Annotated in this window: 24 protein-coding genes and 1 pseudogene; 8 read left to right on the top strand and 17 right to left on the bottom strand. The window is 73.7% G+C overall.

Annotation, left to right across the window (positions count from 1 at the left end; translation table 11 throughout):
• Nucleotides 1-4: 4 nt before the first annotated feature.
• The 4 genes from AB0H83_RS43170 to AB0H83_RS43155 all read right to left on the bottom strand — a co-directional run bounded on the left by AB0H83_RS43170 (nt 5) and on the right by AB0H83_RS43155 (nt 3,998).
• A complete protein-coding gene (locus AB0H83_RS43170) occupies nt 5-832 on the bottom strand; it encodes a pseudouridine synthase (RefSeq protein ID WP_360106702.1) in 828 nt (275 codons plus the stop codon).
• Entirely contained in the window at nt 819-1,994 is a 1,176-nt protein-coding gene (scpB, locus tag AB0H83_RS43165) for an SMC-Scp complex subunit ScpB (protein ID WP_360106699.1), read from the bottom strand. Before scpB ends, AB0H83_RS43170 begins: the two co-directional genes overlap by 14 nt.
• Complete coding sequence (locus AB0H83_RS43160; protein ID WP_360106738.1) at nt 1,991-2,923, bottom strand: ScpA family protein; 933 nt, start codon at nt 2,921-2,923, stop codon at nt 1,991-1,993. The genes scpB and AB0H83_RS43160 overlap by 4 nt, the downstream gene beginning before the upstream one ends.
• Nucleotides 2,924-3,062: 139 nt before the next feature.
• Nucleotides 3,063-3,998 carry a ParA family protein gene (locus AB0H83_RS43155; protein WP_033359452.1) on the bottom strand — a complete coding sequence of 312 codons (936 nt, stop codon included), beginning with the start codon at nt 3,996-3,998 and terminating at the stop codon, nt 3,063-3,065.
• Nucleotides 3,999-4,167: 169 nt separating this feature from the next.
• Here AB0H83_RS43155 and AB0H83_RS43150 point away from each other — a divergent pair, with 169 nt between their 5' ends.
• The 3 genes from AB0H83_RS43150 to AB0H83_RS43140 all read left to right on the top strand — a co-directional run bounded on the left by AB0H83_RS43150 (nt 4,168) and on the right by AB0H83_RS43140 (nt 7,377).
• A complete protein-coding gene (locus AB0H83_RS43150; protein ID WP_360106695.1) occupies nt 4,168-5,454 on the top strand; it encodes a serine/threonine-protein kinase in 1,287 nt (428 codons plus the stop codon).
• 104 nt (nt 5,455-5,558) lie between these two features.
• Nucleotides 5,559-6,242: a SigE family RNA polymerase sigma factor gene (locus tag AB0H83_RS43145; RefSeq protein ID WP_360106693.1), complete on the top strand. Its 684-nt coding sequence runs from the start codon at nt 5,559-5,561 to the stop codon at nt 6,240-6,242.
• Nucleotides 6,172-7,377, top strand: coding sequence for a hypothetical protein (locus AB0H83_RS43140; protein ID WP_360106690.1), 1,206 nt, complete (start codon nt 6,172-6,174; stop codon nt 7,375-7,377). The genes AB0H83_RS43145 and AB0H83_RS43140 overlap by 71 nt, the downstream gene beginning before the upstream one ends.
• Before the next feature lie 693 nt (nt 7,378-8,070).
• Here AB0H83_RS43140 and AB0H83_RS43135 read toward each other — a convergent pair.
• Together AB0H83_RS43135 and AB0H83_RS43130 are read right to left on the bottom strand one after the other, a co-directional pair.
• On the bottom strand, nt 8,071-8,313 hold the full coding sequence (locus tag AB0H83_RS43135; RefSeq protein ID WP_360106687.1) for a hypothetical protein: 243 nt from the start codon (nt 8,311-8,313) through the stop codon (nt 8,071-8,073).
• Between the two features lie 330 nt (nt 8,314-8,643).
• Nucleotides 8,644-9,219 carry a TetR family transcriptional regulator gene (locus tag AB0H83_RS43130; protein WP_360106684.1) on the bottom strand — a complete coding sequence of 192 codons (576 nt, stop codon included), beginning with the start codon at nt 9,217-9,219 and terminating at the stop codon, nt 8,644-8,646.
• 60 nt (nt 9,220-9,279) lie between these two features.
• Here AB0H83_RS43130 and AB0H83_RS43125 point away from each other — a divergent pair.
• Nucleotides 9,280-9,486: pseudogene (locus AB0H83_RS43125) on the top strand (FAD-dependent oxidoreductase); the annotation flags it as partial.
• A gap of 137 nt (nt 9,487-9,623) precedes the next feature.
• Here the strand turns inward: AB0H83_RS43125 and AB0H83_RS43120 are convergent.
• Nucleotides 9,624-10,553 carry a site-specific tyrosine recombinase XerD gene (locus tag AB0H83_RS43120; RefSeq protein ID WP_360106681.1) on the bottom strand — a complete coding sequence of 310 codons (930 nt, stop codon included), beginning with the start codon at nt 10,551-10,553 and terminating at the stop codon, nt 9,624-9,626.
• A 266-nt stretch (nt 10,554-10,819) separates the two neighbouring features.
• Nucleotides 10,820-11,935 (bottom strand): alanine dehydrogenase, encoded by a 1,116-nt coding sequence (gene ald / locus AB0H83_RS43115; protein ID WP_360106678.1) that lies wholly within the window; start codon nt 11,933-11,935, stop codon nt 10,820-10,822.
• A gap of 175 nt (nt 11,936-12,110) precedes the next feature.
• On the opposite strand from ald, the gene AB0H83_RS43110 reads away from it, so the two are divergent.
• Complete coding sequence (locus AB0H83_RS43110; protein ID WP_360106675.1) at nt 12,111-12,842, top strand: RICIN domain-containing protein; 732 nt, start codon at nt 12,111-12,113, stop codon at nt 12,840-12,842.
• Nucleotides 12,843-12,861: 19 nt separating this feature from the next.
• Here AB0H83_RS43110 and AB0H83_RS43105 read toward each other — a convergent pair whose 3' ends face one another.
• From AB0H83_RS43105 to arfB, 3 genes are read right to left on the bottom strand one after another with little or no spacing between them, the layout of a single operon-like run.
• Nucleotides 12,862-13,497: an epimerase gene (locus AB0H83_RS43105; RefSeq protein ID WP_360106672.1), complete on the bottom strand. Its 636-nt coding sequence runs from the start codon at nt 13,495-13,497 to the stop codon at nt 12,862-12,864.
• Nucleotides 13,498-13,505: 8 nt separating this feature from the next.
• Nucleotides 13,506-14,219 (bottom strand): hypothetical protein, encoded by a 714-nt coding sequence (locus AB0H83_RS43100; protein WP_360106669.1) that lies wholly within the window; start codon nt 14,217-14,219, stop codon nt 13,506-13,508.
• Between the two features lie 11 nt (nt 14,220-14,230).
• Nucleotides 14,231-14,656, bottom strand: a complete 426-nt coding sequence (gene arfB / locus AB0H83_RS43095) for an alternative ribosome rescue aminoacyl-tRNA hydrolase ArfB (protein ID WP_360106666.1) — start codon at nt 14,654-14,656, stop codon at nt 14,231-14,233.
• A 122-nt stretch (nt 14,657-14,778) separates the two neighbouring features.
• On the opposite strand from arfB, the gene AB0H83_RS43090 reads away from it, so the two are divergent.
• Both AB0H83_RS43090 and AB0H83_RS43085 read left to right on the top strand, forming a co-directional pair.
• Nucleotides 14,779-15,183, top strand: coding sequence for an ATP-binding protein (locus AB0H83_RS43090; protein WP_360106663.1), 405 nt, complete (start codon nt 14,779-14,781; stop codon nt 15,181-15,183).
• 9 nt (nt 15,184-15,192) lie between these two features.
• The gene (locus AB0H83_RS43085) at nt 15,193-15,759 is read left to right on the top strand and encodes a GNAT family N-acetyltransferase (protein ID WP_360106660.1); all 567 of its coding nucleotides are present in this window, start codon (nt 15,193-15,195) and stop codon (nt 15,757-15,759) included.
• Here the strand turns inward: AB0H83_RS43085 and AB0H83_RS43080 are convergent.
• A complete protein-coding gene (locus AB0H83_RS43080; protein WP_360106656.1) occupies nt 15,741-16,124 on the bottom strand; it encodes a YchJ family protein in 384 nt (127 codons plus the stop codon). The genes AB0H83_RS43085 and AB0H83_RS43080 overlap by 19 nt on opposite strands.
• Nucleotide 16,125: 1 nt before the next feature.
• Nucleotides 16,126-17,049, bottom strand: a complete 924-nt coding sequence (locus tag AB0H83_RS43075; protein ID WP_360106653.1) for an AraC family transcriptional regulator — start codon at nt 17,047-17,049, stop codon at nt 16,126-16,128.
• 75 nt (nt 17,050-17,124) lie between these two features.
• On the opposite strand from AB0H83_RS43075, the gene AB0H83_RS43070 reads away from it, so the two are divergent.
• The gene (locus AB0H83_RS43070) at nt 17,125-17,598 is read left to right on the top strand and encodes an anthrone oxygenase family protein (RefSeq protein ID WP_360106650.1); all 474 of its coding nucleotides are present in this window, start codon (nt 17,125-17,127) and stop codon (nt 17,596-17,598) included.
• A 43-nt stretch (nt 17,599-17,641) separates the two neighbouring features.
• On the opposite strand, the gene AB0H83_RS43065 is transcribed toward AB0H83_RS43070, so the two are convergent.
• The 4 genes from AB0H83_RS43065 to AB0H83_RS43050 all read right to left on the bottom strand — a co-directional run bounded on the left by AB0H83_RS43065 (nt 17,642) and on the right by AB0H83_RS43050 (nt 23,311).
• Nucleotides 17,642-18,226, bottom strand: coding sequence for an NUDIX hydrolase (locus AB0H83_RS43065; protein WP_360106644.1), 585 nt, complete (start codon nt 18,224-18,226; stop codon nt 17,642-17,644).
• An 85-nt stretch (nt 18,227-18,311) separates the two neighbouring features.
• Nucleotides 18,312-20,021 (bottom strand): CTP synthase, encoded by a 1,710-nt coding sequence (locus tag AB0H83_RS43060; protein ID WP_360106641.1) that lies wholly within the window; start codon nt 20,019-20,021, stop codon nt 18,312-18,314.
• Nucleotides 20,022-20,091: 70 nt separating this feature from the next.
• The gene (locus AB0H83_RS43055; RefSeq protein ID WP_360106639.1) at nt 20,092-22,188 is read right to left on the bottom strand and encodes a hypothetical protein; all 2,097 of its coding nucleotides are present in this window, start codon (nt 22,186-22,188) and stop codon (nt 20,092-20,094) included.
• Between the two features lie 25 nt (nt 22,189-22,213).
• On the bottom strand, nt 22,214-23,311 hold the full coding sequence (locus AB0H83_RS43050; RefSeq protein WP_360106636.1) for a glycosyltransferase family 4 protein: 1,098 nt from the start codon (nt 23,309-23,311) through the stop codon (nt 22,214-22,216).
• Nucleotide 23,312 lies beyond the last annotated feature (1 nt).

The raw sequence follows: 23,312 nt of genomic DNA, 5'->3' as shown, positions 1-23,312 counted from the left end.
CGGGCTACTCCCCCACGGCCTTGAACAACGCGCCGATCTCCGCCTGGGACAGGTGTCGCGTCCTGCCCGGGCGGAGATCGCCGAGCCGGATCGGGCCGATCTGCGTACGGATCAGCCGCTGCACCGGGAACCCGACCGCGTCGAACATCCGCCGCACGATGTGGTTACGCCCCTCGTGCAGGACCACCTCGACGAGCGCGACCTTGCCGTACGCGTCGACGACCCGGAACGAGTCGACCTTCGCCGGCCCGTCGTCGAGCTGGACGCCGGCCTTCAGCTCGCGGCCCATCGCCCGGGGCACCGGCCCGGCGATCTCCACCTGGTAGGTCTTGGCCACCTCGTACGAGGGATGCATGAGCTTGTGCGCGAGCCCGCCGTCGTTCATGAGCAGCAGCAGGCCCTCGCTGTCCAGGTCGAGCCGGCCGACGTGGAAGACCCGGGTGGTGAGGTTGGGCACGTAGTCGGCGAGCGCCTCGCGGCCCTTCTCGTCGTCCATCGTGGACACCACCCCGCGCGGCTTGTTCAGCGCGAGGTACACCAGCCGGGTGTCGGTGACCAGGCGCGAACCGTCGACGTGGATGACGTCGCGGGTCGCGTCGGCCTTGTCGCCGAGGGTCGCCTCCTTGCCGTTGACCGTGACGCGGCCCTCGTCGATCATCCGCTCGCAGGTGCGCCGCGACCCGAGCCCGGCCGCGGCCAGGATCTTCTGCAGCCGCTCCTCGTGCCGGGGCGCGACCGCGTCCGGCGGCGCGTCGAACGCGGAGCCCTCGAAGGTCAGCGGCGGGTCCTCGAACCGGTCGCCGGAATGGGTGGACGGGTCAACGCTGGGCATCGGCGATCTCATCAATGTCGTCGGGAAGGAACGGGGCGAGCGGCGGCAGCTGGTCCACGCTGTCCAGGCCGAGTTTCTCCAGGAACAGCGACGTCGTCCGGTACAGGAATGCCCCGCTTTCGGGCTCGCTGCCGGTCTCCTCGATCAGACCCCGCGTCACCAGCGTACGGACCACGCCGTCGCAGTTGACACCGCGGATGGCCGAGATGCGCGATCTGGTCACGGGCTGCTTGTAGGCGACCACGGCGAGTGTCTCCAGGGCCGCCTGCGTGAGCCGGATCTGCTGGCCGTCGAGGACGAACTTCTCCACGTACGACGCGTACTCCGCCCTCGTGTACAGCCGCCACCCGCCGGCGACCCGGCGCAGGTCGAACCCGAGCCCGAGCGCCGTGTACTGCCGGGCGATGTCCTCCAGGACCGCGCGGATGCGGTCGACGGGCTGGTCGAGCACCTGGGCGAGGCTGATCTCGGTGGCCGGCTCGTCGACGATGAGCAGGATCGCCTCGACGGCGCCGCGCAGCTCCGCGTCGGACATGACCGGGGCGGGCGGCTCGGCGGGCGCGGTCTCGGCGGCGGGGGCCACGGCCTGCGCGGGCACGTCGAACAGCGCCTCGTCACCGGCCGCGGGCTCCTCCACCGGCGCCTCGGCCGCGGGCTCGGGCTGCGCTTCGGGCTCGGGCTCGCCTTCTGCCGCGGGCTCGGCGTCGGAGTCCGCCTCGGGCCCGATCTCCGTCACAGCCTCGGCTTCCGCAACCAGCTCGGCTACCGCGACCGGCTCGGCTTCCGCGACCGACCCGGCTTCCGCGACCGGCTCGGCTTCCGCGACCGACCCGGGCACAGCTTCCACCACGGGCTCGGCGACCGGCTCGGGCTCAGGCTCCGCGACCGGCTCGGGCTCCGCCTCAGGTTGGGCCTCGGCGACCGGCTCGGGCTCGGGCTCCGCGACCGGCTCGGGCTCCGCCTCGGGCTGGGCCTCGGCGACCGGCTCAACCTCAGCGGCCGGCTCGGGCTCGGGCTCCGCGACCGGCTCCGCGACCGGCTCCGGCTCCGCGGCTGGCTCGGGCTCCGCGACCGGCTCGGCCGGTGGCTGGGGGCGAGCCCAGGGCGGGACCCAGTTCGCCGCCTGGTCGGCGAGCGACCTCGACTGGTCGTCCTGGCTCACTGGTCCACCTCGCTGTCCTGACCATTCTGCTCGCGTACGTCCGACTCGTCCTCATCCTGGTCCGCGGCGTCCGGCGAGGGCGCCGGGGCCGGTGCCGCCGCGGGGTCCGGCGGCGGGGCGGGCATGCCCTCGTACTCCTCGACCTCGATCACGGCGGCCGTCGCGTCGTCCGGCCCCGTCCACCGCACGAGCAGCTCGCCGAGCGCCTGGACCTGCTCGAAGGAGACCAGGTCCTCCCGGTACAGCTCCAGCAGGGCCAGGAAGCGGGCGACGACCTCCAAGGTCGACTCGCAGTCGATGCACAGCGCGCTGAACGTGGCCTCGCGCTGCTCGATGAGCCGGTCACGGACGATGTTGGCGTGTTCGCGGACGCTGACGCGGACCATGTGGATGTGGGCGATCGACACGACCGGCGGGCCGGCCTTCGGGGTGAACGCCTTCAGCGCCAGCTTCAGCAGCCGGGCCGGGCCGACGCCGAGGACCAGGTCGGGCAGAGCCTCGGCGTACTGCGGCTCGAGGGACACGGAGCGGGGGTAGCGGCGCGAGCCGACCGCTTCGAGGCCGGCGATGTACGCGGCGGCCTCCTTGAACGCCTTGTACTGCAGCAGCCGCGCGAAGAGCAGGTCGCGGGCCTCGAGCAGGGCCAGGTCCTCCTCGTTCTCCACGGTGGCCGACGGCAGCAGCCGGGCCGCCTTCAGGTCGAGCAGGGTGGCGGCGACGACCAGGAACTCCGATGCTTCGTCGAGGTCCCAGTCGTCGCCCATGGCGCGGATGTACGCGATGAAGTCGTCGGTGACCGTGTGCAGCGCGACCTCGGTCACGTCCAGTTTGTGCTTGCCGATGAGCTGCAGCAGCAGGTCGAACGGGCCGGTGAAGTTGGCCAGCTTCACCTGGAAGCCCACCGGCGCGGCGTCGGGGACACCCGGCACCGGCGCTGCGCCGGGTGACGGCGTGGCGGGGTCGGCGGCAGGCGCCGGGACGGCATCCGCGGTGGCGGGCGCCGACGCGGCGTCCACGGTGGCGGGGTCGGTCACCGGAAGACCGTAGCGCAGAAGGACCGGATTGCCGCTACAGGCGCCGCTCGGCCTGCTGGGCGATGACCTCGCGGGCCAACTGCCGGTAGTTGCGGGCGCCGGACGACGACGGGTCGAGGGTGGTGATCGGCGCGCCGGCGACCGTCGACTCCGGGAACTTCACGGTCTTGGTGATCACGGTCTGGTACACCTTGTCGCCGAACGCCTCCACGACCCGCTGCAGCACCTGGCGGCAGTGGGTGGTGCGGCTGTCGTACATGGTGGCGAGGATGCCCTCGAGCTCCAGGTCGAAGTTGAGCCGCTCGCGGACCTTGTCGATCGTGTCGAGCAGCAGCGCCACACCACGAAGTGAGAAGAACTCACATTCCAGCGGGATCATGACGCCGTGCGCGACGGTGAGCGCGTTGATCGCCAGCAGGCCCAGCGAGGGCTGGCAGTCGATCAGGATGTAGTCGTACTCCTTGAGCACGGGGCGCAGCACCCGGGCCAGGGCCATCTCGCGGGCGACCTCGGTGACCAGCTGGATCTCCGCGGCCGACAGGTCGATGTTGGCCGGCAGCAGGTGCAGGCCCGCGATGTCGGTCTTGATCCGGATGTCTTCGACGGTCACGTCGGAGTCCATCAGGATGTTGTAGATCGTCAGGTCGAGGTTGTGCGGGTTGACGCCGAGGCCGACCGACAGGGCACCCTGCGGGTCGAAGTCGACGAGCAGGACCCGCCGCCCGTACTCGGCGAGGGCCGCGCCCAGGTTGATGGTCGACGTGGTCTTGCCCACGCCGCCCTTCTGGTTGGCCATCGCGATGATCCGCGCCGGGCCGTGCCGGTCCATCGGCATCGGCTCGGGGATCGGCTTGCGCATCGTGTAGGCCGTCGGATCCGCCGGCCCGAGCTCCGCGCCGAGGTCAAGCGATGCCTGCTCGGCGCGCATCGTGGTCGTCCACGACTCCGCCTGGTCGCCCATGCCTGTCATCGAAACTCTTCGCCCCTCCCGGCGGCTCATCTCCACCCGGGGCCGATTCGTCGTCGGCGATCTGGGGAAGCGGGACGGCCGTTGCCCGACTGTACGTCACTGCAGGGTACATACCCCACTCTGCACGCCCGGCGTGTCGCGGATGCCTTCGTTGGGTACGGTCATCGTCGTGTTGGGACCAGGGGACGTGCTCGGCGACAGGTACCGCCTCGATGAGTTCGTCGCCAGCGGCGGCATGGGGCAGGTCTTCCGCGCCACCGACCAGACGCTCAACCGCACGGTCGCCGTGAAGGTGCTGCTGCCGGGCCTGACCCGCGACGCCGAGTTCGGCAGCCGGTTCCGGGCCGAGGCGCGGATCATGGCGTCCATCGGGCACCCCGGCGTGGTCGGCGTCTACGACTACGGCGAGAGCCCCGAGGGCACGATGTTCCTGGTCATGGCGTTCGTGGAGGGCCGGCCGCTGGGCGAGCGGATCATCCGCGAGGGCGGGCTGCCGGTGGCCGACACCATGGCGATCGTGGCCCAGGCCGCCGATGCGCTGCACGCCGCGCACAGCAACGGCATCATCCACCGCGACGTGAAGCCCAACAATCTGCTGGTCAGCAACGATGGGGCGGTGACGCTCGTCGATTTCGGCGTGGCCCGCTCGTCCAATGTGACGTCCGTCACGAAGGTCAACGCTGTGATCGGCACCGCGCTGTACATGTCGCCCGAGCAGGCGTCGGGCAAGCCGATCTCGCCGGCGACCGACATCTACGCCCTCGGCGCGGTCGCGTACCACTGCCTGACGGGCGCCCCGCCGTTCACCGGCAACTCGCCGCTCGAGATCGCGATCAAGCACCTGCAGGACGAGCCGCCACCGCTGCCGCCCGAGCTGCCGGGCAGCGTCCGGGCACTGGTCGAGCGGGCCATGGCCAAGGATCCGCAGGACCGCTTCCCGACGGCCGCCGCGCTCGCCGCCGCCGCCCGCGCCGCCCAGGACCCGACGTTGCAGGATGCGGCCACGGTACCGGTGGCGACACCGCGACGTTCCGTGACCACGCCGCGCGCGGCGGTCCCCGTGCCCCCGGACGGCACCGGCAGCCGGCGGGGCCGGCCGGCCTGGATCCCCGTCGCGATCGGGACGGCCCTGCTCGCGGTGGCCGGTGGCCTGGTGCTCGCGATCCTCGCGCTGACCGGCGACAACGGCCGCAACGAGCCTCCTGGCGGGCCGGGCGCCTCGCCGTCCACCGCCGTCGTCACGTCCGGCCCGGCACCGGGTGGCGAAGGCGCCACCCGTACCTCGGCAGCACCGTCGGAAAGCGCGTCCGCGTCCGCGTCGCCCAGCACCGAGACGACCACCGCCGCGCCGCCGCCCGCGACGAGCGAGCCGCCCCCGCCGGTGACGACCGCGCCGCCCGAGCCGACCACCGGCGGCCCGACCCCGCCTGTCGACGCCTCGGTCCCGCCCGCGTAGCCGGTCGGGCACATCCCGCGACGCGGGTGAGTTTTTGTCACACCCGCGTGCAACCCTTTCGTGCCGGGGCCCCGTCTACCCCGCGACGAAGGGAGCCCGAACGGGTGAACGAAGACGACGAAGCGCAGTTCCGGGAGTTCGTCGCCGCACGGTTCGACGGACTGCGTTCGCTCGCCTACCTGACGTGCGGGGACTGGCACACGGCCGAGGACGCCGTGGCCTCGTCCCTGGCGAAGCTCTACGTGCACTGGCACCGCGTCGACACACCCCTGGCCTACGTGCGGCGGGCGGTCGTGCACGCGCTGGTCGACGAGAGCCGCCGGCCGTGGCGGCGCAGGGAGCGCTCGGCGGGCTACAGCCTGCCCGAGCTGCCCGGCCCGGACCACGCCGACCAGGTCGACGAGCGGATCCGGATCCGCGCCGCACTCGCCCGGATGGCCCCCGGCCAGCGCGCCGTGCTGGTCCTGCGGTACTACGAGGGGCTGAGCGTTGAGGAGACCGCCGAGGTGCTCGGCCGGCAGCCGGGCACCGTCAAGAGCCAGACCGCCCGCGGGCTCACCGCCCTCCGCGCGCTGCTCGGCGCGGAGCCGCGCGACGACGACGACCAGGGCGTCCCAGGTCCCGGATCCAAGCTCACCCCAGGGCCCGGTGCTGAACCGGGCCGGCACGCACGGCCGCAGACCGGCGCTCACGAGATGGCGGACAGGAGGGAAGGGCATGGAGCACGACCTGCACAGTCTGCTGGCGGCGGCCAGGGACGACGCGCCGCCACCGCGACTCAGTATTGACGACATCACCTCCGCCGGCCGCCGGCTCGCCCGCCGTCGCCGCCGCACCATCCTGCTCTCCTCGGTCGCCGGCGGGGTCGCCGCGGTGATCGCCGGCGCGACCGCCGCGGTCGTGCTGCTCGCCCCGCCCGCCGTCACCCCGATCGTCAACCCCAACGGCAACCCCGGCCTCGCCGTCGTGAGCCAGTCCCCGGCCCGCACGGCCGAGTTCACCGCGGCCGGCGCCTTCCAGACGAACTTCTCCGGATACACCTCAGGCCGGTACGTCGTCGGCGACCCCGACCTCGTCACCACCGGCTACCAGCAGGCCGGCATCGACCTCAACGCCGCCACGCCGTCCGTCTCGGCCTCCTCGATGGCCGCGGACACCACCGCTCCCAGCGGCCAGCCGGGCGGCCGCGGCGAGGCGGCGCCCAGCGAGGGCCGCCTCGTCGTGTACAGCGCCGGTGCCTTCGACACACGCGCGTTCGCCAAGGCCGAGAAGCTCCAGGTCGCCGGCCGGACCGCCCTGCTGTACCTCGACGGCAACCCGTCGGCCCCGGCGACCCCCCTCGGCGGCGGCAAGTTCGCCTGCTGCCTGCCGCCGACCGTGCCGACGCTCGCCTGGCAGTACCTGCCCGACTCGTGGGCGGTCATCTACTGGTCCACCCCGGACACCGTGCCGACCCGCGCCGAGCTCATCGCCCTCGCCGAGGACATGCCCCCCGCCGAGCCCCGCGCCTTCCCCGCCGCCATCCACCTGAAGGACGTCCCGAAGGGGTACCGGCTGATCGCCGTCAGCACCCGCACGTCGTCCTACGACCGGACGAACCTGTCGGTGGTGCGGCTCGCCCTGAAACCGCTGGCCCTGCCGTTGACCGCCCCGCCCGACCTCGACGCCCACCAGTCGATCGTGCTCACCCTGGGCGTCTCCGACCCCGAGACGAGCGCCGCCATCGCCAAGGCGTCCTGCCGGCCGGGCGCCACCGCCTGCGCCCTGCTCCTGCCCGACGAGCAGTTCTTCCTGCAGGTGGAGAGCTCCGGCGAGCGCCCGCTGAGCACGGCGGAGCTGTCCCAGCTGCTCAAGTCGATGACCGTGGACGATCCCGAGGACCCGTCCACCTGGCCGGCGGCGACGGAGCACTTCACGTACTGACCGCCGCGGCCGCTTTCCCCGGCGCCGCTGCTCGGTGCGTCGCCGGGCGAGCGGCCGCCCCTGCCGGCCGCTCGGACGCTTCGATCGGGACGGCGGGTTGCTCCGCCCCGCGCAGGCCGGTCACGGTCAGCGGGAACGGTGACAGCCGGCGGGGACGCGCGGGTCACGGCGGGCTCGGGCCGGCCACAGCCGGCGGGGACGCGCGGGTCACGGCGGGCTCGGGCCGGCCACAGCCGACGGGCACGCGCCGGTCACGGCGGGCTCGGGCCGGTTACAGCCGACGGGCACGTGCCGGTTCACGGCCGGCGGGGCGCGCCGGTCACGGTCAGCGCGGGCCGTCCGCCTCGGGGGCCGGGCCGGCGAGCACGCGACAACGGCCGATGGCGGCGGCTGCAGATGCAGATGCGGCGCGCGGCGGCACGCCCGGAAGCGAACCTCGCTGGACGGCTCCCGCCGCCGGTAGCATCCGCCGCCGGTGGCGTCCTCAGCCGGTGGCGTCCGGGGCACCGCGGATCCCCCGCCTCGCCGCGAGGGATTCCTGATCGCGGCACACAACGCCCGCAACGCCGTGGGGCGGCCGGCAGGTCACCGCGCGGGCGCCCGATGACACCCAGTGGCATCAGCCGACGCCGTCGAGCGGCACGGCGAAAGCCGCGGGGCGCCTGCCTCGTGAAGGCGCCCCGCGGGGGTGGGTCACTTGTGCCGGTTGTACATGCGGGGCGTTTTGGCCTTGGCGCCCTTGCCGCCGGCGCCCTTGCCGCCGCCGTGCTGCTGCACGCCCGGGGGCAGGGACCGGTTGGCCTGGGCCCGGCGGATCGCCTCGAGCGGGTTCCGCGGGGGCCCCTCGGCCTCGGGTTCGGCGCCCTGGGCGGCGGTCTGGGCGGGCTCGGTGGCCTCGGTGTCGTCGGGGTGGTTGTCTGCGGTAGCGGCAGGCATGGCGTCTCCTTCGCGGATGACTTACGCGGGCGAGGTGCTCGGACCGGACAGCGCGAGCGACGTGCTCGGACCGGACAGTGCGGGCAGATGCGCGGGCCGGAGGGCTCGGACGTTGCCGGCGCCGGCGGCTCGTGCGACGTGAACGGTTCCGCGCGGTGGCGTGCGGACGACCCCGCGGGAACGGGACATGGACAGGCGTCAGCCGCACGGTGCGAAGCGGGAGTCAGCGAAAACCCACAACGGGGGCCGCTGGCAGACCCTGGGTCAGGGGTGCGGCGGCACGCGCGGCGTCAATGGGCTCAGAAACGCATGCGCCTACGGTAACACGCCTCACAAGGGTCCGGTGAGGTACCGCTGCAGCGTCGCCCCCACCTGGACGACAAGCGTCTCAGGGGTGGCGCCGGCGACCGGGGGCAGCCGCAGGATGTGGCGGCACAGGGCGAGGCCGAGCATCTGGGTGGCGACCAGGCCGGCCCGCAGCGCGGCCTCGGCGGGGTCGGCGCTGACCCGCAGGGCGACCGGGGCGACCTGCTCGCGGAACACGCCGCGCAGCCGCTCGGCGGCGTCCTCGTCGGTGGCGGCGGAGCGCAGCAGGGTCAGCAACGCGTCGTCGGTCGGGTCGCCCTCCCAGCGCTGGATGAAGTGGGCGACGAGGGTCTCGCCGAGCCGGTCGCGGGGGATGCCGTCCACGTCCGGCAGGCGCAGGTCGGCGTCGACGGCGGCGGCGAACAGCTGGGCCTTGTTGCCGTAGTACCGCATGACCATGGAGGGGTCGATGCCGGCGTCGGCGGCGATGGCGCGGATCGTGGCGCGCTGGTAGCCGCCGGCGGCGAACCTGGCCCGCGCGGCCCGCAGGATCTCGGCGCGGGTGGTGTCGGAGCGTCGCGGCGGCTGCGACTCGTTCATGCCCACAACCGTAGGCCAACGGCCGTTGACACTCCAGTCAACACGTGTTGGCATTGACGGGTGTACGACGTCATCGTGGTCGGCGCGCGACCGGCCGGCGCCGCGACCGCCATGCTGCTGGCCCGGCGCGGGCTGAAGGTCCTGGTGGTCGACCGGGCCCGGTTCCCCAGCGACACCCTGTCGACCCATCAGGTGCAGCCGGCGGGGATCGACCGCCTGTGCCGCTGGGGCCTGCTCGGCCGGCTGCTGGCCGCCGGCACCCCGGCCACCGACCGGGTCCGCTTCGACGTCGGCGGCACCGAGCAGTTCCTCGGCGTGTTCGCCGGCACCGTGCCGGTGCGGACCTTCCGCCGCCCGGCCAACGTGGCGCGGATCCTGCTGCAGCGCGCCCGCCGGTGAGCGGTTCAGCGCGCCCGCGGGTGAGCCGTCGCGTACACCTCGCGCAGCTTGTCGACGGTGACCAGGGTGTACACCTGGGTCGTGGTCACGGAGGCGTGCCCGAGCAGCTCCTGCACGACCCGGATGTCGGCGCCGCCGTCGAGCAGGTGCGTGGCGAAGGAGTGCCGCAGCGTGTGCGGTGACACGCCGTGCGGACCGTCGACGGGCAGCCCGGCCCGGACGGCCGCCTTGCGCAGGATCGTCCACGCGCTCTGCCGCGACAGCGCGCCGCCGCGGGCGTTGAGGAACACCGTCGGCACGCCGGTGCCGTTGGCGACGAGGGTCGGGCGGGCGCGGACCAGGTACACGTCCATCGCGGTGCGCGCGTAGCTGCCCATCGGCACCAGGCGGGTCTTGCCGCCCTTGCCGCGCAGCAGCACCATGCCGTGCGTGCCGGTGAGGTCGAGGTCGTCCACGGCGATGCCGACGGCCTCGGAGATGCGGGCGCCGGTGCCGTACAGGAACTCCAGCAGCGCCTGGTCGCGCAGGCCGAGCGGCCCGGCGTCGGCGGCGGTGGCGAGCAGCCGCGACACCTGGTCGACGTCGAGGGCCTTGGGCAGCCGTTTCGGCAGCGACGGCGGTTTCACGTCCCGCGACGGGTCGGTCGGGGCGAGCCCTTCCAGGAGCAGGAACCGGTGCAGCCCCCGCACCGCGCTGGCGGCCCGTGCCGCCGAGGACGCCGACAGCGCCGGGTGCTCCTCGTCGCCGGCCCGCAGCGCCGCGACGTGCCCCGCGATGTCGCGCGGGCCGACGTCGGCGAGGTCGCCGATGCCGCCGGCCGCGAGCCAGTCCACGTAGCGGTCGAGGTCGCGCCGGTACGACGCCAGGGTGTTCTCGGCGAGCGCCCGCTCGACGGTCAGGTGGTCCAGGTACACGTCGACGGCCTTGCGCAGCACCGCGGCACAGGCCGCGGCCGACGCTGCGGCCCCCGGCGAAGCGGCAGGCGCCGACCCCGAAACGGCAGGCGACGGCGAAGCGGCAAGCGCCGACCCCGAAACGGCAGGCGACGGCGAAGCGGCAAGCGCCGACCTCGAAGCGGCAGGCGACGGCTCCGAAGCGACCGACGCGGACGCCCCCGAAACGGCCGGCGCCGGCACGCCGGCGGCCGCCGTGGCCCGGTCGGGGGCCACGGCGGTGTCCGCCGGGTCGAGGTGCACCGTCGCTAGGCCAGCACGTCCGCCAGCGGCAGGTGGCTCATGCCGTGCGCGTCGGCGACCGGCCCGTAGGTCACGTGCCCGTCGTGGGTGTTGAGGCCGAGCGCGAGCGCCGGGTCGCGGCGCAGCGCTTCGCGCCAGCCCCGGTTCGCCAGCTCCAGCGCGTAGGGCAGGGTCACGTTGGTGAGGGCGTACGTGCTGGTGTGCGGCACCGCGCCGGGCATGTTCGCCACGCAGTAGAAGATCGAGTCGTGGACCTTGTAGGTCGGCTCGGCGTGCGTGGTGGGGCGGGAGTCCTCGAAGCAGCCACCCTGGTCGATGGAGATGTCGACGAGGACGCTGCCGGGCTTCATCCGCTTCACCAGGTCGTTGGTGATGAGCTTCGGGGCCTTCGCGCCGGGCACGAGGACCGCGCCGATGACGAGGTCGGCGTCGAGCACGGCACGCTCGATCTCGTAGCTGTTGGACGCGACGGTCTGCAGGTGCCCCTGGTAGATCGCGTCGGCGCCGCGCAGCCGGGAGATGTTCTTGTCCAGCAGCAGCACCTCGGCCTGCATGCCGAGCGCGATCGCGGCGGCGTTGAGGCCGGAGACGCCGGCGCCGATGACGACGACCTTCGCGGCATAGACGCCGGACACGCCGCCGAGCAGCACGCCGCGCCCGCCGCCGGCCCGCATCAGGTGGTACGCGCCGACCTGCGGGGCGAGCCGCCCGGCGACCTCCGACATGGGGGCGAGCAGCGGCAGGGAACGGTCGGGGAGCTCCACGGTCTCGTACGCGATGCCGGTGACCTTGCGCTCGACGAGCGCGTCGGTGCACGCCTTCGACGCGGCCAGGTGCAGGTAGGTGAACAGGACCTGCCCGGCCCGCATGCGGTGGTACTCCTCGGCGATCGGCTCCTTGACCTTCAGGACCAGGTCGCCGGCGGCCCAGGTGTCGTCGGCGGTCGGCAGGATCTGCGCACCCGCCTCGCGGTACTCCTGGTCCGTGATCGACGAGCCCTCGCCGGCGCCGGCCTCGATGAAGACCTCGTGCCCGTTCGCGGCGAGCTCGTGGACTCCGGCGGGGGTGATCGCCACCCGGTACTCGTGGTTCTTGACCTCGCGCGGAACTGCGACCTTCACGTTTCGTGACCCCTCTCCACCAGCGACCGTGACGCTGCGTGTACAAGCGGCAGTCTATGGCCCCGCAACGACCCGCGAAGGCAGCACAGTGTGAACTCCTCCGCTGGCAGATTGACACAGTGTTGCCTGCTGGTCGGCAACGGCCGCCCGAACGGCTGATCTATGCTGTGCGGCCATGACCGTGTACGGCGGACCCCGCCCGACGCCGCCCGGCGCACCGCCTGGCGCACCGCGTGGTGCCCCCGGTGGTGCATGGCCGCGCATCACCCAGGATCCGCTGCTGTTCGGCGCGTTCGGGTTCCTGGTGGTCGCGGTCGTCGCCGGTCTGATCTTCGCATTCCAGGGTGGCGGGGGCGGCAAGGGCGGCCCGAGCCTCGCCGAGCAGCAGACTGCGGCGCCGGCCGGGCCGGCCCCGTCGCAGGCCGCCTCCAGCGCCGCGCCGCCGCCGTCGAGCGCGGCGCCGTCACCGACCCCGCCGCAGGGGCTGCTGCCGGCGAAGCCGACGCTGCTGCGCGCCTCGCACTCCGGGCTGTGCCTGCAGGCCGCTGAGGGCAACGGCGGCGAGGCCACCCAGATGCCGTGCGACAACAACCCGACGCAGGTGTGGATGCCGCAGTCGGTGTCCGGCGCCCAGAACGTGTACCGGTTCGTCAACACGAAGGACAACCGCTGCCTGGACGTCAACGGCGCGTCGAAGGACAACGGCGCCCAGATCGTGCAGTGGGACTGCCACGGCGGGGCCAACCAGCAGTGGCGGCTGCAGCGCGACGGCGACGGTTTCCGGTTCGTCAGCCTCAACAGCGGCCGCTGCATCGGCGTCGACTCCGGCAGCCCCGCCCCGGGTGCGGCGGTCCGCCAGTGGGACTGCGACAACTCCGGCAACCAGCGCTGGCAGGTGCCGAAGTAGGGGTTCCCGAAGTGGAGGTTCAGAGGGCGGCGATGTCGCGGGACTCCAGGATCCGTTTCGGCGCGCCCTCCCGGGCGACCCGCAGCATCGCCAGGCCGATCTGCTCGGTGGTGGTGGCGATGCCGGGCGCGAAGCGGACCAGCGGGGCGGTGACCGGGCGCAGCAGGGTGTACAGCACGCGGAACAGCCGGACCTTCGACACCGCGCCGTGCCTCGGCTGGATGAACCCGGGCCGGAACATGTAGGCCCGCAGGTCCATGCCGAGCAGCGCGTCCTCGGTGGCGCCCTTCACCTGGGCCCACCGGGCGCGGCGGGTGGTGCCGGTGCCGGCCCCGGACACGTAGACGAACGTGCTGCCCGGTGACACGGCCCGCGCGGCGGCGAGGGTGTAGTCGAACGTGATCCGCCGGTACAGCTCCGGTGACATGCCGACGGAGCTGACGCCGAGGCAGAAGAAGCACGCGTCGTAGCCGGCGAGGCCGACGCCGGTGAAGTCGGTGAAGTCGGTGTGCGTGACCTCGCGCAGCTTCGGGTGCCGCTGCCCGGTCGAGGCCCGGCCGACGACGAGGACCTCGGTGACGTCGTCGGCGAGCAGGCACTCGCGCAGCACACCCTTGCCGACCATGCCGGTGGCGCCGAAGACGATGACCCTCACGCCTTTCATCATGCCCGCAGCACGGACAGGGTGGCGCCCTCGAGGGTCGTGTACAGGTCCGAGTCGGTGAATCCGGGGCCGGTCTCCTCGCCGATATAGACGTCGACGTGCTTCGAGCCGCCCAGGCCGGGGGTGAACTCGTCGACGATCGTCCAGGTCGGCGCCTTGAGCCGGGCGCAGACGGCGGCGGTGACCTCGGCGGTGCCGCACCGCAGGACGCTGAAGCGGGTGCCGGCGGGCAGCACGTCACCGTCGGCAGCGGCGGACACCCACGGGACCAGGGGGCGGCCGGCGGTGTCGCGCGGCGCGGTGTCCATCCAGTACCCGGTGTCGTAGGACCAGTTGAGGTACTGCCCGTCGGCGGTCCGCCCCGTCCCCTCGTCCTTGACGGCCTTGACGAACGACGCCGGGAACGTGCCGAGGTCCCGCTGGTCGCGGCCCTTCCGGCAGTCGATCGTCGGGCAGCCGGTGACCTGCTGCGACGCGCCGCCGTGCAGCGTGGCGACGGCGGTGTAGTAGACGGTGACCTCCCAGCCGGTCGACGGCACGGGGCTGCGGCCAGCGGCGGGCGGCGGCACGCCGGAGATGCCGGGCAGGGCACCGGTCTGCGGCGGGTGCCCGGGGGTCTTCTCGCCCGGCGCCGTCCCGCCGGGCGACGGCGTGCCGGACGTGCACGCCGCGAGCAGGGTCACCGCGAGGAGGAGGACCGCACGTCGTACCACATCCTGATCTTCTAATCCTGGGGGCGGCGGCGCTCCTGTTTGCGCAGCGCGGTGCGGCGCTTGTCGGTGAGCCGCCGCTCGATTGCGCCCTTGGAGGGTTTCGTCCGTTTCCGCGGCCTCGGTGGCGGGGCGATCGCCTGCGCGATCACGGACACCAGGCGCTCCTCGGCCGCGCGCCGGTTCTGCAGCTGCGAGCGGTGCTCGGACGCGACGATCGACAGCACCCCGTCGACGAGCCGGTTGCCCAGGCGCAGCAGTGCCCGCTCCTTCAGCGGCTCCGGCAGCGCCTGGGTCGCGGCCAGGTCGAAGCGCAGCTCGACGCGGGAGTCGGTGGTGTTCACCGACTGCCCGCCGGGCCCGCCGGAGCGGCTGAACCGCCACCCGAGCTCGGCGCGCGGCAGTGCAATGTCATCGGTGACCCGCAAGTCGTCGTCCACGTGGTCAAGGATGCGGGTTCCGGTCTGCATCTTGCACTGCAGGGTGACTTCCGCGCGTGTTCCGTGCCGGCTCGGGGTACTCTCGGCTCGTCGCAGCGGAGACGCAGCGGAAAGGTGACACCGTGGCCGAGGCCGTCGAGACGGCACTGTTCGTCGAGGAGTTCGACGCTGAGCAGATCACCCCGGTGCGGCACGCCGTGAGCCGCGCCGCCGCGGCCGTCGGGCTGCTCGGCCAGCGCCTCGAGGACTACGTCCTGGCCGTCAACGAGATCGTCACCAACGCGGTGCGCCACGCCGGCGGGCGCGGCGCGGTGCGGCTGTGGACGGCCGGCGGCGTGCTGCTGTGCGAGGTCACCGACAAGGGCTCCGGCATCCCCGCGGAGCGGCTGGACGGCAGGTCGCTGCCGCCGAGCCACGCGGTCAGCGGCCGCGGCCTGTGGCTGGCCCGGCACCTGGTCGACGAGGTCACGGTGCAGTCGACGCCCGCGGGCACAATTGTCACGCTGCGCAGCTCACTGGCGGGTTAGCATCCTGACGTGCTCCGCCCCTCCTACCCCATCCGGACCGCCCGCCTGGCACTGCGCCCGTTCGCCGAGCGCGACTTCGACGACCTGCACGCCCTCACCGGCAACCCCGACGTGGTGCGCTACCTCTACTGGGAGGTCCACGACGAGGAGATGACCCGGGCGTCGCTGAAGAACCGCATCGCGCAGAACGCGCTCACCGCCGAGGGGCAGTGGCTGGTCCTGGCGATGGACCTCGGCGGCCGGGTCATCGGCCAGGTCGTGCTGAAGTGGGAGAGCGCGCTGAGCCGCCAGGGCGAGCTCGGCTTCGTCGTGCACCCCGACTTCCACGGCAAGGGCTACGCCTTGGAGGCGTCCGAGGCGATGCTGCGCCTGGGCTTCGAGGAGCTCGGCCTGCACCGCATCTGCGGCAAGTGCGACACCCGCAACGTGCCGTCGTGGCAGCTGCTGTCCCGGCTCGGGATGCGCCGCGAGGCGCACTTCGTGGAGGACGAGCTGTTCAAGGGCGAGTTCGGCGACCAGTACGTCTACGCGATGCTCGACCGCGAGTGGCGGGCCCGTCACACCTCGTCGACGTAGTACCACACGCCGTCGGTCTTCACGAACCGGCTGGTGTCGTGCATGACCCCGGGCTTGCCGTCGGCCTCGTAGCGGGCCTTGAACTCCACGGTGCCCTCGGTGTCGAACAGCCCGCCGCCGGTGCGCTGCAGGATGTACAGGCCCTGCCAGTGCTGGCCGTCCTCGACCGTCAGCATCCGCGGCCGGGTCTTGTCGTGCCAGGTGCGCAGCAGGAAGTCGCGGTCGCCGACCACGTACGCGCTGTACCGGGCGCGCATCAGCAGCTCCGCGCTCGGCGGCGTCTCGGCCCCCCGGTGGAAGCGGCCGCAGCAGTCGTCGTAGGGCTCGCCGAGCCCGCACGGGCAGAGTGACATGTCACGTGACATGTCAGGATTGTCCACGATGGTGCTGCGGGCTCACGCCGCGGACCCGCTTGAACGCCGCGCTCAGCGCGAAAGCACCCCCGTAGCCCACCCGCCGGGCCACCGCGCCGAGGGTCGCGCCGGGCTCCAGCAGCAGGTCGGCGGCGAGGGCGAGGCGCCAGCCGGTCAGGTACGCCATCGGCGGCTCCCCCACGACGTCGGCGAACCGCCGCGCGAGCAGCGCCCGGGACACCCCGACCTTCGCGGCCAGGGTGGCGACCGTCCACGGGTACGCCGGGTTGTGGTGCAGCAGCGCGAGGGCCGGCCCGACGACCGGGTCGGCCTGCGCCCGGTACCAGCCGGGGGCGCCCGCCTCGGGCCGGTCGAGCCAGCCGCGCAGCGCGGAGATGAGCATCAGGTCCAGCAGCCGGTCCAGGACCGCCTCCTGCCCGGCGCGGTCCTTGGCGATCTCCTGCGCCAGCAGCGCGACGAGCGGCCCCTCCTCGCGCACCACGAGCGCGTCGGGCAGGGCGGTGAGCAGGCGCCGGCCGACCTCGCCGGCCAGCTCGTAGGCGCCGGTGATGACGAGGGTCGGGCCGTCGGCGTCGGTGCCCCAGGTGCGGACCCCGAGGTGCATCTCCTCGGCGAGGTCCCGGCCGTCGGGCGTGGTGCACCGCTGCCCGGGGTGGATGACGACCTGCGGCTCGGTGCCCGGCGGGTCGGCCACCGTGTAGTGCCCCGGCCCGCGCACGACCATCACGTCGCCCGGCCCGATCGTGCGGGCGGTGCCGTGGTCGGGGACGTACGTGGCCCGGCCCCGCACCATCGCGACGAGCGCCAGGGGCGCCTCGTCACGGATCCGCAGCGACCACGGCGGGGTCAGCACCGAGCGCAGCAGGAACGCCCCGCGCGCCCGCGGCCCGTCCAGCAGCGCCGTCAACGCGTCCACACCGTAGACGATGACACATGCATCGGCGATGCTCGACCATGGCCCGTCTGCGCCGCAGCGGATTGACTGGTCCGCATGGAACAGTTGCGCAGCGCCGTCCTCGCCGCGGCGACCCTCTTCGCCGGCCTGTCCGCGGGCGTCTTCTTCGCCTACTCCACCTCGGTCATGCTCGCCCTGCGCAAGGTCGACGACCGCACGTTCGTCGACGTCATGCAGAGGATCAACGCCGCGATCCTCAACGGCTGGTTCCTCACCGCGTACGTCGGTGCCCTGCTCGCCGCGGTCGCCGCGGTCCTGCTGCACCTCGGCGGCGGGCACCGGGCGACGCTGCCGTGGCTGGTCGCGGCGGCGCTGCTCTACGCCGTCGTCTTCGTCGTCACCGCGGCGGTGAACGTGCCGCTGAACAACCAGCTCGACGCCGCCGGCCTGACCGACCCCGCGGCGGCGCGGGCCGCGTTCGAGGCGTCGTGGAACCGGTGGAACACAGTCCGCACGGTGTCCTCGGCCGGCGCGCTGCTCACCCTCGCCGTCGCGCTGCTGCGGCACTGACGGGCACCGGCCCGGGGCAGCCCCCGGGCCGGTAGGTGGCGGGTCAGGTGGCGGAGGCGGCGGGGCGCAGCGTCTTCCAGCCGCGGTCGCGGGCGTGCGCGGCGCCCAGCACGCCGACCATGCAGGCCGCGTTGGTGATCTCGCCGCTGAGCGCCATGCCGACGGCCGCGTCGAGGTCGATCCAGTGCAGTTCCATCTCCGCTTCCTCGTGGGTACGGGCATGCCGCTGGTCCTCGGGCACCGGCGTGATGTCCCGCGCGAGGAACAGGCGGATCTTCTCGTTGGAGCAGCCCGGCGACGGGTGGACCTCGGCCAGCAGGTCCCAGGTGGCGGCGGTGAGGTCGACCTCCTCGGCGAGCTCCCGGGCGGCCGCGTCGACGAGCGGCTCGCCCTCGACGTCGACGAGCCCGGCGGGCAACTCCCACAGCACCTGCCGGACGGCCGGCCGGTACTGGCGCACCAGCGCGACCCGCCCGTCGGTGTCCACGGCGACGACGCCGACCGCGCCGACGTGCACCATGTAGTCACGCTTGACGGTGTCGCCGCCGGGCATGACGACGTCGTCGGTGAAGATCGCGAAGACCCTGTTGCGCAGCCGCTCCGTGTGCGACAAGACCTCGTAGGTCATGCCGTCCCCTCCGCTGCGCTCCGGCGCCGGCCTGACCTCCACCCTGAGCTGCTGATTCGCGGCCCTCCGCTGCGCTCCGGCCCGCTCATGCGTCCACGGTTTCCAGCTCGACCGGGAGGCGGTCGGCGGCGTTGTACGCGACGGCTGCGCCGACGAACGCCGCGAACAGCGGGTGCGCCCGGGTCGGGCGGCTCTTGAGCTCCGGGTGCGCCTGGGTGGCGACGAAGAACGGGTGCCGCTCCCGGTCCAGCTCGACGAACTCGACCAGGCGCCCGTCCGGCGACGTGCCGGAGATCAGCAGGCCGGCGCCGGTCATCGCGTCGCGGTAGGCGTTGTTCACCTCGTACCGGTGGCGGTGCCGCTCGGAGACCTCGGGCACGCCGTACGCCTCCGCGGTCAGCGTGCCGGGGGCCAGAACCGCCGGGTACGCGCCGAGCCGCATCGTGCCGCCCAGGTCACCCTTGCCGGCGACGATGTCCTCCTGGTCCGCCATGGTCGAGATGACCGGGTCGGTGACGTCGCTGTCGAACTCCAGGGAGTTGGCGCCGGCGATGCCGGCCACGTTGCGCAGCACCTCGATCGTCATGCACTGCAGGCCGAGGCACAGCCCGAGGGTCGGGATGCCGTGCTCGCGGGTGTACTGGGCGGCGCCGATCTTGCCCTCGATGCCGCGCACGCCGAAGCCGCCGGGGATGACGACGCCGTCGACGCCGGCGAGGGCCTGGGCGGCGCCGGCCGGGGTGGTGCAGGTGTCGCTGGGCACCCAGCGGATCTCGACCCGGGCGCGGTGCGCGAACCCGGCGGCCCGCACGGCCTCGGTGACCGACAGGTACGCGTCGGGCAGGTCGACGTACTTGCCGACGATCGCGACGGTGACCGTCTGCCGCGGGTGGTGGACCCGCTCCAGCAGGTCGTCCCACTTCTTCCAGGCCACGTCCCGGAAGGACAGGCCGAGGCGGCGCACCACGTACGCGTCGAGGCCCTCCTCGTGCAGCACCCGCGGGATGTCGTAGATGCTCGGCGCGTCCGGCGCGGACACGACCGCCTCGGTGTCGACGTCGCAGTAGAGGGCGAGCTTGTTCTTCGTCTTCTCCGGGATCTGCCGGTCGGAGCGGCACACCAGCGCGTCGGGCTGGATGCCGATGCTGCGCAGGGCGGCGACGGAGTGCTGGGTCGGCTTGGTCTTGAGCTCGCCGCTCGGGGCGAGGTACGGCACCAGCGACACGTGCAGGAAGAAGCAGTTGTCGCGGCCGATGTCGTGGCGCACCTGGCGGATCGCCTCGAGGAACGGCAGGGACTCGATGTCGCCGACGGTGCCGCCGACCTCGGTGATGACGACGTCGGGGGCCACCCCGTCGGCGTCGGGCGCCGACATGGCCCGGATCCGGGCCTTGATCTCGTTGGTGACGTGCGGGATGACCTGCACGGTGTCGCCGAGGTACTCCCCGCGGCGCTCCTTGGCGATGACCGCCGAGTAGATCTGGCCGGTGGTGACGTTGGCGTTGCGGGACAGGTCCTGGTCGAGGAACCGCTCGTAGTGACCGATGTCGAGGTCGGTCTCGGCGCCGTCCTCGGTGACGAACACCTCGCCGTGCTGGAACGGGTTCATGGTCCCGGGGTCGACGTTGAGATACGGGTCCAGCTTCTGCATGACGACCCGCAGACCGCGGGCGCTGAGCAGACTGCCGAGGCTGGAGCCGGTCAGACCCTTGCCGAGTGAGGAGGCGACGCCCCCGGTGACGAAGATGTGCTTAGCCTGCCGGCTCGCACCGGTCCGTGTCGAAGAGCGATCCACGGGAGTTCAGCCTAACAGCAGGTGAACGGCATCGCTCCGGACACTCCGGCCTGCTCAGCCGTTGGGACGATCACCGGGTGCGGTCGTCGGCATGGTCCAGCACGCGCAGGCACGCCAGGACCGTCAGCGGCGCGGCGGTGGCGAGGGCGGCGCCGAGGACGTTGAGCGACACCCCTTCCACGACCCCGGCGAGCAGGCTGGCCAGCACCAACCCGGCGAGCGCGCCGCGCATCGGCGGGAACACCCCGAGCAGCCGGCGGAACCCGCCCCAGTCGCGCTGCAGCACGAACGTCACGTACAGCACGGTGCCGATCACCAGGATGGTCAGCGGGCTGGTGACCGTTGTCACGACGTTCGCCTCGGCGATGCGCCGGGCGATGTACCCGGCGGTGCCGTCCTGGGTGCGCACGAGCAGCCGGCCGACGCTGCTGCGCTGGTCCTCGGGGCGGAACAGGTCCAGCACGCCGATGCCGGCGGTGACGGTGAGCGCCGCGGCGACCGCCCAGATCAGGCGGGTGATCGTCAGCCAGCCGCCGACGGCCATCGCCGCGGCCACGCACACCCCGGCGGTCAGCGCGACCGCGCCGGAGGCGTCCGCACCCAGGTACGGGCTGCCGATGACGACCAGCCCGGCGGCGCCGACGACGGACATGACGAACGGCCGCCACCGCCGCTCGAAGCGCTGCGCGAGGCTGGCGCCGCCGAGCAGCACCCCGGTGACGAGCAGCCCGAGGCCGATCACGCCGACCCCGGCGTAGCGGCCGCCGACCGCGGCGGAGTACCCGGCGACGCCGTTGAGCTGCAGCCGCGCCCCGGTGAGCACGTCGAGCGCGACGGCGAGCGCGCCGACGGCCGCGACCCCGCCGAGCGGTGCGTTGGCCCGGCTCCGCGACGACGTCCACGCGATGATCAGCGTCGCGACGGCGAGCGCGGCGAGGGTCACCCCGGCGAACCCGAGGCCCGGCGACGACCAGCGCCACCACGGCAGCAGGTCCGCGACGAGCGCCGCCGGCACCGCCAGCGACGCCGCGATGAGCAGCACCTCCGCGGCGCGCACGACGACCCGCGGCGCGGGCGGGTGCGCGACCGGGCCGGCGGGCCGCCGGGCCCACCGCAGCAGCGGCACCACCAGCACGAACAGCGCCAGCTCGGCGACCACGAGCAGGGTGAAGAAGGTCGAGCCGACCCGTTGCTGGACGCTGGCCTCCCGGTCGGCGTCGGCGAGGCGTTCGACGGCCCGCTCGACGGAGCCGGGCCGCCCGTCGCTCATGGTGGCGGCGCCGCCGGCGAAGAGCTTGCCGGGGATCGGCCGATCCAGGGCGGCGAGGGCGGTCGGGGCGAGGTCGACGACCTGCACGTACCCGGGCCGCGACGTCGACGGCGAGGTGAGCCAGCCGCCGGTGTACCCGGGGCCCTGCGCGATCGCCACGTGCAGGCGGGTGCCGGCCTCCAGATCGGACAGGCCGGCGAGCACGACCACGGCCCGCTCCGGCCGGTCGGCGATGACCCTGGCCAGGGCGGCGTCGGCGCGGCGGGCGTCGCCGGCGCGGGTCGCGGCGTCGGTCCCGGTGATCTCGCCGAGGTCGATGAGGGTCAGCGCGCACGCCGACAGCAGGTTCTCGTCGACGGTGGTGGCGTACCGGTCGACCCGCCCGTACGGCCGGGCGGCGGCGACGGCGGCGCCCGGCCCGACGGCGGTGGTGCACCGCACGCCCTCGGCCAGGGCACCCGGCTGGGCGCCCCAGTGCAGGGCCCGGTTCTTCGCCACGACCCCGCCGTGGTCGGGCAGCGACGCGCCGGTCGTCGTCCCGTCCGGCGAGATGGACACCGCCAGCGGCGGGCATTGCGAGGTGACCGGGCCGGTGGTGAACGTCGCGTAGTTGCCGGCGCCGAGCGTGAGCCAGCCGTCGCCGGCGCAGGTGACCCGCCGCGCGGAGCGCACCGACAGCGCGCCGATCGCGCCGTCCTGCGCCAGCTGCCACATCGTCGGGGTGTCGGTCGGGTTGACGTCGTCCCAGCGCAGCCCGGCGACCCCGACGATGATCACGTAGTCGGCGGACGGCGCGACCGTGTCCGACGCGGGCCGCGGGATGAGGGCGAGCAGGGCGACGACGCCCACCAGCAGCGCGAGCAGCGCCGGGGTGAAGCGGTGCAGCCAGTGCCGCATCAGCGGGCCCCGCGGGTGCGGCGGGTCACGCCCTTCCGGCAGCTCCCGGCAGCTGCGCGTACACCGCCTCGACCTGCTCCAGGGTGTCGCGCTCGGTCGGCCAGGTCGCCGCCCGGGCCAGTCCTCGCCGCCGCAGGTCCTGCAGTGCGGCCGGGTCGGCGAGCAGCTCCTCGGCGGCGGCGGTGAACCCTTCCACGTCGTGCGGCTCCACCAGCCGCGCCGCGTCGCCGACGACCTCGGGGATCCCGCCGACGGCGGTGGCGAGCAGCGGCACCCCGGCGGCGAGGGTCTCCTGCACGAACAGCGGCTGGCCCTCCCACACGCTGGTGACGACGACGAGGTCGGCGGCGGCGAGCAGGTCGGGCACGTCGTCGCGGTAGCCGAGCAGGTGCACCGGCGCGTGCTCGGCGGAGATGCGCTGGGCGAGGGTCATGTACGACGGCCCGCTGCCGGCGATCGCGACGAACGGCTGCGGCTTGGTCCACTTCGCCGCGACCAGGGTCTCGAACCCCTTCTGCGGGTGCAGCCGGCCAACGGCGAGCACGAGGGGCCGGCCGGGCTCCACGCCGAGCTCCTCGCGGACCTCGTCGCGGCCGCGGGCGGCGGGCGGGCGCACCGGGGCGGGCACGAGCGCGAGCCGCACGTCGCGGCCGCCGAGCTCGCGGACCCGCGCGACGAGGTCGCTGGACACGCCGAGGGTCACGTCGGCGGCGCGGGCCACCCGCCGCTCGAGCGGGTGGTAGAGCTTCGCCCGCAGGCCCTGCGCCAGGACCAGGTTGTGCCAGGTGACGACGAGCGGGGTGCCGGCGGGGCGGGCGAGCGCGGCGACGAACCCGGCGCGCAGCCCGTGCGCGTGCACGACGCCGGCGCCTTTGAGCCGGCTGCTGAGCGAGCGGCGCAGCGCCCGCACGGCGAGCAGGTCGCCCGGCTGGGGGCTGGCGGGGATCTCGACCGGCACGAAGGTCGCGCCCCGGTCGCTGAAGCCGAACTGGGCGTCGGTCGCGGCCGGGCCGTGCACGCTGACCTCGCTGCCGTGCCGGACCAGGCCTTCGGCGAGCATGCCGACGTGCCGGCCGACGCCGCCGGTGCTCGACGCCAGGACCAACGCGATGCGGGCGCCCACC

It is taken from the genome of Dactylosporangium sp. NPDC050688 (assembly GCF_040654515.1).
Lineage (GTDB): Bacteria > Actinomycetota > Actinomycetes > Mycobacteriales > Micromonosporaceae > Dactylosporangium.
The sequence above is the reverse complement of the archived record's forward strand: the minus strand, read 5'-3'. Positions and strand labels throughout refer to the sequence as shown.

Excerpts from the sequence above, each read along its gene's own strand:
- AB0H83_RS43080 (WP_360106656.1), bottom strand. The coding sequence starts at position 16,124 with ATGTCACGTGACATGTCACTCTGCCCGTGCGGGCTCGGCGAGCCCTAC.
- AB0H83_RS43130 (WP_360106684.1), bottom strand. The coding sequence starts at position 9,219 with ATGAACGAGTCGCAGCCGCCGCGACGCTCCGACACCACCCGCGCCGAG.
- AB0H83_RS43140 (WP_360106690.1), top strand. The coding sequence starts at position 6,172 with ATGGAGCACGACCTGCACAGTCTGCTGGCGGCGGCCAGGGACGACGCG.
- AB0H83_RS43170 (WP_360106702.1), bottom strand. The coding sequence starts at position 832 with ATGCCCAGCGTTGACCCGTCCACCCATTCCGGCGACCGGTTCGAGGAC.
- AB0H83_RS43070 (WP_360106650.1), top strand. The coding sequence starts at position 17,125 with ATGGAACAGTTGCGCAGCGCCGTCCTCGCCGCGGCGACCCTCTTCGCC.
- AB0H83_RS43155 (WP_033359452.1), bottom strand. The coding sequence starts at position 3,998 with ATGACAGGCATGGGCGACCAGGCGGAGTCGTGGACGACCACGATGCGC.
- AB0H83_RS43065 (WP_360106644.1), bottom strand. The coding sequence starts at position 18,226 with ATGACCTACGAGGTCTTGTCGCACACGGAGCGGCTGCGCAACAGGGTC.
- AB0H83_RS43055 (WP_360106639.1), bottom strand. The coding sequence starts at position 22,188 with ATGCGGCACTGGCTGCACCGCTTCACCCCGGCGCTGCTCGCGCTGCTG.
- AB0H83_RS43135 (WP_360106687.1), bottom strand. The coding sequence starts at position 8,313 with ATGCCTGCCGCTACCGCAGACAACCACCCCGACGACACCGAGGCCACC.
- AB0H83_RS43110 (WP_360106675.1), top strand. The coding sequence starts at position 12,111 with ATGACCGTGTACGGCGGACCCCGCCCGACGCCGCCCGGCGCACCGCCT.